We start from the raw sequence: 6,857 nt of genomic DNA, 5'->3' as shown, positions 1-6,857 counted from the left end.
TCTTATTCGATTAAATATATCTAATATGAAGCTAAAATAATTAATATTTTTTATTTTTTCAACAAATTTATCAAATTATAATTTCCTAAGAAACAAGAAATAATTTTTTATAAAAAATCTTTCTGTTATTCCATTTATATATTTTTTCTTTTACAGAATATTCTGCTAAAAGTTCAGCTTATTGTTCCAATATTCTCATCTCAAACCTCAGCTCTTCTAGAACAAGAATATCTTTTTTAAATATAAACTTAAAATTTCTCCATACTCCTTTTTCATTATTTTTGGTATTTGAACTTCCCTAGACTCTCCCTTTATTATTATATCTATTGCAATTTTTTATCTTTAATCTTTAAAAAATCTACTCATTGCTATTTTAGCTATTGCCTTTGTTGCTAAAGCATCAAAAGTTCCTCCTACAATTCCACCAGCAATAGGAACTACTTTTATTAAACTAATTGCTCCCCTTTTAGTTCCAGCTTTAGTTAGTAACATAAAACCAATTTTTTTATTTATTTGTTTTAATGTTTCTCCACTTACCTTAGTTTGAACAAATCTTTTAGCACTCATTGTAGCAACTTTAATTCCTGTACTTTTTATAATTTCTCCAGCTCCACTTCCTGCCAAGCATAGATAAACAAGGGTTTTGGTTGTATCATCATTAATATCATATCCTGCTGCGTAGGCTACTCCTGCTATCATACGCATTTGAATATAAAGTACACTTGTCAAATTTACTGGTAATGTAACTGGAAGAGTAATTATTCCTCCCAAGCCTGATAAAAAACCAGAGGTTGTACATTTTAAAACTTGATTAGCTATCATCTCTTTCGCAGCCTGTTGGTTGTTATTATATCTCCTTAAATAACTTTCTACTAATTCTTCTATTGGTTCACTTACCATAGGTATTCCATTAATTGCTTTTACATAACAAGCATCTAATATGCTTAGTGTTTTATTTTCATCCATATTTTTGTTTTCCTCCTATATTTAATTTAAAAAATACTATTAATAACCATAAAATTTTTATTATTACCAATATTGCAATTAATACTAATAATATTAAAAAAATTTAAAAATATCACAACCTTATGTGTACATTCCCTAACTACTAGTGTATAGCTGTGAACTCATATAATTAAAATATAAAAATTTTTATTTGTTATTTCAAATTTATAATATAATTCATTTAAATACTGTAGATTATTCTTACCTCTATGGCTAACTTTACAATTTTATTAATATATAACCACTACTCCTTACTCATTTGTTAATTAGTTCAATAGCACTTGATATTTTTATCATTTTTTATATTCTCCTTCTATTAAGTTATTTTAATGCTATATCTTTCAAATAAAATTTTTAATAAATTTACATTTATTACTTTGATTTTAATTTTTAAATATAAAGTTTTTACAATTACCTTTTATCTTCTTTTCCATAACTTCCATACTATGGTTAAAAATATTATATTTATTACTATGGATGGTAGGGATGCTTCTATTCCAAAAGCTCCTCCTGTAAGTAAAAATGAATCAGAGTTAAAAGTATAATTATATCTGCTATATAATGGTCTAACTCCTCCAATACTAATTATTTGTCCCATAATTATTATATTCCATACCATGTGTATAACCACACTTGACCATATACTTTCTGTTATAAATGTAACTAATGATAAGGTTGCTCCTATCAACCCTGCTGATAATGACATAATAAAAAAATCTCTTAATTCCATTTTTTGCCCAATAATATGTCCTATCCCAAATAAAAGAGAAGATAAGAATATTGCTATTTCTCTATTCCATTTTTTTTCAAAAACTGTAAGCATCATTCCTCTAAATATCATTTCTTCAACTATAGGTGCTGCTATTCCAAAGAATACCAATGTTAATGATAGAGTAGTTATCATATTAGCTGTGCTAAACTCTATATTTAACCACTCCCCTGGAAAACATAGTAATATACCACTTACAAGTAATGGCATAATAAAAGCAAGAATTATCCATATAGTTTTTATTTTTATTGGCAATATACGACAATCTCTAAAATTAATTTTTAATAACCCTTTACATATGATCAATAATCCAAATATAACAAAGCTTATATACAGTATCCCCATAAGTATATTTCTTATCTCTATTGGATATCTCCGTACAAGAGATTCACTATCCTTTATTGCAACCGATAAAATAAGTGCACCAAATAACAACCCTTCTCCTAATAATGCAATCAATACATCTTTTATTCCCCACTCTTTTTTCATTTTATTTTCTCCATTCTTGCTTTTTAATTTTCGAAGTTCCAAAGTTCTTTTATGATTTTTATTTCATTTTGAGATTCTTTTATCTTGATTTCCAATAATTAACTCCTTTTAACTTTACTTTAAAACAGCTATTATTTATAGTATATTAATGAACATCCAAATTAATTGGACTACCTTTAAAACATTAATATTAATCATATCTTAAAATTTGCTCAATAGTTGCATCTAAAAGAATTGGAAGGAATTCTTCTACTTTAACAGGAAAAATTTCAATATTCCATGCTCCATCTCCAGAATATATTATCCCATCAGTAAGTTCAGCTATTGCTATAGCAATAAAACCATACAATATATTTGATAATACTGGTTGCCAAGCAGTTCTTTTTACTGTCCATGTATAACTTAACTTTACAATTTTTTCAAATTCATTTTCATAATTTGTATTAACAAGTGTTTCTTCCAAAACTTCAATATCAAGTTGAGTAAATTTATGAAAAAAAACAAATATTACATTTCCTTCCTTGATATTTAATTTATAAGCATCATATTCTGTATCAACCATGCATATATTTTCTCTATTAACATAATTTTTATCAGAAAATTTAAGAGTTGAATTAGTAATTTTCATTCTTTTTTTATATTCTTCTTTTATATTTTCTTTTTCTAAAAAAGTATTTAAATATTTTTCAGCTAATTTTCCTATTTCTTCTTTGCTTGGAATATATGAAGTGGTAGGATATACTTCATAAGTTTTACTCATATTTAACCTCCTTATATAGTAATTTTTATTAACCTTTTAATATCTTAATAAGTAACCCAGAAATTTTCTTAGGTTACCTATAAAATATTAAAGTTTTTATCTTTATTAGATTTCCTATGCAAGGTTATTTAAATAATTATCTATAACATTTTTTATTTTTTCCGCTTCTTCTAATGGTATTTTAAATCCCCAAGAGAAAACGTCTTGCTTTGTTTTAAATTTTATTACCATATACTCTTCATCAGGAATTTTATTGCTATACCTAAATACCTCTTCTCTTCTTTTTATATATATTTTTAATATATCATTTGGAAAGATTATTATTTCATTTCTTATAGAATCAAATTCTTTAATTTGTAAAATAATTCTATCAGTATTTAAAAATATAAATTCATTAAAGTGAGGATATAAATTACCTCTATATACCAAGTAAAATATTATTGTTAGCCCTAATTGAACAAACAATATAAACATAAAAACTTCATAAGTGATAGTATTGGGAGAAAAAATATAGTCTTTCAAAATCTTATATTGTACAAAAAGACTAATTAAAGTGTAAAGTAATTTCATTTTATTTTTATAACTATTATAGTCATCTTCTATAATTTTACTTATTTTTATAGAAGTATCTGAATTTTCTACTTCAATCACCATTTATTTTTGCCTCCTCTTGGACTAGTTTCTTTATAATATTCATATATTGTGTATTCTTTTTTAGAAATTATTTTAGAACCATAAGTAAACCCTCCAAATACATCTACAGGTGATAGAGATTTTCCTATAATAAAACCTACACCTAAAAATTTCCCTTCAGTATCTAATACGATTTTTGCTCCTCCACTAAGTTCTTCTAGTCTAGGAATAGGAGCTGTTCCTCCTATAGCTTTAGCCCTACCTGCTAAGACTTCTGGATCATTAACAAAAGGATAAAATGAAAAGGTTAGAGCCGCTCCTGCATCAGGATTAGCAAAGTCCACAGCTCCATCTGCTGTAATAAAAACGATGGCCTTGTTATTTTTATGATCTATAGTTGTATATTTAGTAAGTCCGACTCCAACTTGTCCACCAAATCCTGCAGATGCTCCAATACTTACCCCACGAGTAAAATTTTCTTTATTTTCTTCAGGAATACCATCTATTATTTTCTGTGCTTCATTTCCACTTATATCTTTTCCTTCATACATATTTTTGAAATATGCTTCATAATCTCCTGTAGATTCTTTTTTGCTTACTGCTCCTGATACTGCATTTTCTACTCTTGAAGCTGTACTTTCTGTTCCACTATCATAACCATTAAAGTGTCCCAGTTCATGAGCTAATATACTCAATATTTTGTTAGAATCTGCTGAAGCCAATATATTTCTATCTATTGCTATTGTATTATTTGAAGTTGAGGCAAATGCTTCTTCTCCAGGAGAAAGATCTCCATATATTTGTTCCTTGATTGTGTTAATCTTTCCTCCTACCCCTGAATCTGTTATTCCTTTATAAATTGACTCTAAATAATCTCCTGCTTCTCCTATTTTATCTCTTTCTGACTGATTCAGTAAATCTGTATGAAGTTCTGCATCTAATACTTTATCTTCATCTTTTGTTATAACTTGCGCTTTTTCTAAATCTGTATTAAATCCTAATTCTTCTGCTATTTTACTTTCTCCTACTATTTCAATATTTTATTAAGTGACCCAAATTAATTGAGCCACCTATAAAATATCAAATTGAATTAGAACACTTTTTCTTCTATTAAATTTTTCTTATCAAATATTTATTTTATTTAATTATTACTTTTACCATCTTCACTCACAAATTGATCCATCAATTCTGGATAATCTATAAAAAATAATCCTTCCAAGGTAAAAAATTCGTTAGCATTTATTATTGAAAATTTTTTATTTTTTTCTTTCAATACAGGCATATACAAATCTATATATTTTGTCTCAATATAATTAAATTTTTTCATTACTTTTATAATTTTTGGACAAAGATATACTGCTCCTGTAAAAGTTTGATTATCTAAATTAAGCTCTACATTCTTTTTTATACTTTCAGGATTTTCATCAATAATTATTGCCTTCTCATTTATTGTAAAAATTGGGATAATTTTTGATATTAATACCTCTACATATACTTCTATTTCTCTCTCTTTTTTTATATAAAGCTTCCAAGTTTCATAAGGAAAATTCATATCTTGTATTACTCTATATTCTAAGATATATTTCTTCTCTTTTCCTAAACAATGATAAACAGCTTTTAATAAATCTAAACTTTTCTTTTCAGTATTCTCTATCTTGTTTTTTAAAATTAAATTTTCTAAATTTTTTCTTATTATTTTTTTCATTTTGTTTAGCTCCCTTTCTGATTTAATAGATTGAATACATCATTAAAGAATATATCAAAAGCTGTATATTGTTCACCCTCCATTAAACTAAAAGTATTATTTTTAAATTCAAGAATACCTTCATTTGAATCTTGATATTCAATATAATTATATTTGTTCATTTCTTTTCTAAAAAGAGAATGAAATTTTTCTTGATTTTTTATATATGGAAAAATTGAAATATCTCCAATGCTCTTTTCAGTTGAGTCAGAGTAACTATTAAGATATTCTACACAATGATATATATAATAGACTGAAGCTATTTTAGAAATATGAATTTCTGTTATATATTCTATATTTTTAAAATTTTTAAATTTTATAGTCCACACTTCTTTATAAGGAAAATCAATATATAATTTATAACTAATAAAGTATATTTTTAAAGATTCTAAAATATTTTTCATAAACTCCAATTTAACTCTATATTTTTCATATAGTAAATAATGCTTCTTTTCTATATATACTTCTTTAAGGTATTGATTTATTAAGTTCTTCATACCATATCTCCTTATTTTCTAAAATCATGTTTTCCTGTTTTATCTCCTTGTGTAACAACCTCTTTATCCATATTTATTTCCTCTACATGTTTTCCTTTTAGAGTCAGTTTTTCAAAAGTTCCATGACGTGTATCTAATGAATAAAGAAACTTCTTATCAGTATATACAGTTCTACCATTTTTACTTTTATAACTTCTTATCACTTCCCAACCACTCTCTTTTGCTACTTCAGTAGCTTTTTCTTTTATTCTTGCTATTCTTTCATTTGTTCCTAAGTTTTTTATTCTTGCTAGAAATTCATCATTTGTTTCTTTAACATATAATATATTATTATCTTCTACTTTGGGAGGTTCATTTACAAGAGTTCCTGTATCTGGTAAATCTTTAGTTCCTCCATCATGAGCTGTATCTGTTGGTAATGAAACTGGAGGTGCCCCATTTGTATCAGGTTTATATTCAATTACTTCTGGATTTCCTCCTCCCAAATAAATAGGAAATTTTGCTTCATCTGGCAGTTTTCCTGGTGATGTTAATATGTTTCCTATACCCTCTTCTGCTCCTATTATAATATTTTGTTTTGCTAAGAAAGCCTCCATATAAACCTTTTGAAATTCAGCATAGACTATTCCTTTATCTTTAACAGATTCCCATTCCTTCTTTAGATCTTCTTGAAATTTATTCCAAGTTTCTTTATTTTCTTCAGAGTTTTGTATATAATAGTATCCTCCAATAAGTACTACTCCACCTACTAATACTGGAAGCGGAACTGGAACAGCAAATTTTTCCTTATATTCATCAGGAATTCTATTTTCTAACTCTTTTGATTCTTCCAGACTTGGTAGGTCCTTATACTTGTCTTTAATTGAAGCTAGATATTCATTGTAGTCTTTTTCTTCTCCTGCCTTTATTTCTTCTATTTTATTTCCTACATTATCTGCTGTTTTTTCATCTTTATCATAT

8 protein-coding genes are annotated in these 6,857 nt (G+C 26.2%); all 8 read right to left on the bottom strand.

Translation table 11 applies throughout. The features are described 5' to 3' along the window. Nucleotides 1-342: 342 nt before the first annotated feature. Complete coding sequence (locus E6771_RS15585) at nucleotides 343-966, bottom strand: EcsC family protein (RefSeq protein WP_316092260.1); 624 nt, start codon at nucleotides 964-966, stop codon at nucleotides 343-345. Nucleotides 967-1,423: 457 nt separating this feature from the next. Continuing rightward, nucleotides 1,424-2,263 carry a CPBP family intramembrane glutamic endopeptidase gene (locus E6771_RS15580; RefSeq protein ID WP_316092259.1) on the bottom strand — a complete coding sequence of 280 codons (840 nt, stop codon included), beginning with the start codon at nucleotides 2,261-2,263 and terminating at the stop codon, nucleotides 1,424-1,426. A gap of 190 nt (nucleotides 2,264-2,453) precedes the next feature. Then, the gene (locus E6771_RS15575) at nucleotides 2,454-3,023 is read right to left on the bottom strand and encodes a hypothetical protein (RefSeq protein ID WP_316092258.1); all 570 of its coding nucleotides are present in this window, start codon (nucleotides 3,021-3,023) and stop codon (nucleotides 2,454-2,456) included. A 114-nt stretch (nucleotides 3,024-3,137) separates the two neighbouring features. Then, nucleotides 3,138-3,677 (bottom strand): hypothetical protein, encoded by a 540-nt coding sequence (locus E6771_RS15570; RefSeq protein WP_316092257.1) that lies wholly within the window; start codon nucleotides 3,675-3,677, stop codon nucleotides 3,138-3,140. After that, entirely contained in the window at nucleotides 3,671-4,456 is a 786-nt protein-coding gene (locus E6771_RS15565) for a M48 family metalloprotease (protein ID WP_316092261.1), read from the bottom strand. Before E6771_RS15565 ends, E6771_RS15570 begins: the two co-directional genes overlap by 7 nt. 341 nt (nucleotides 4,457-4,797) lie before the next feature. Further along, a complete protein-coding gene (locus tag E6771_RS15560; protein WP_316092256.1) occupies nucleotides 4,798-5,361 on the bottom strand; it encodes a hypothetical protein in 564 nt (187 codons plus the stop codon). Nucleotides 5,362-5,366: 5 nt separating this feature from the next. Next, nucleotides 5,367-5,897, bottom strand: coding sequence for a hypothetical protein (locus tag E6771_RS15555; protein ID WP_316092255.1), 531 nt, complete (start codon nucleotides 5,895-5,897; stop codon nucleotides 5,367-5,369). A gap of 11 nt (nucleotides 5,898-5,908) precedes the next feature. Then, on the bottom strand, nucleotides 5,909-6,857 hold a 949-nt coding region (locus E6771_RS15550; RefSeq protein ID WP_316092254.1), incomplete at its 5' end, for a hypothetical protein.

Source organism: Fusobacterium sp. (assembly GCF_032477075.1).
Taxonomy (GTDB): Bacteria; Fusobacteriota; Fusobacteriia; order Fusobacteriales; family Fusobacteriaceae; genus Fusobacterium_A.
The sequence above is the reverse complement of the archived record's forward strand: the minus strand, read 5'-3'. Positions and strand labels throughout refer to the sequence as shown.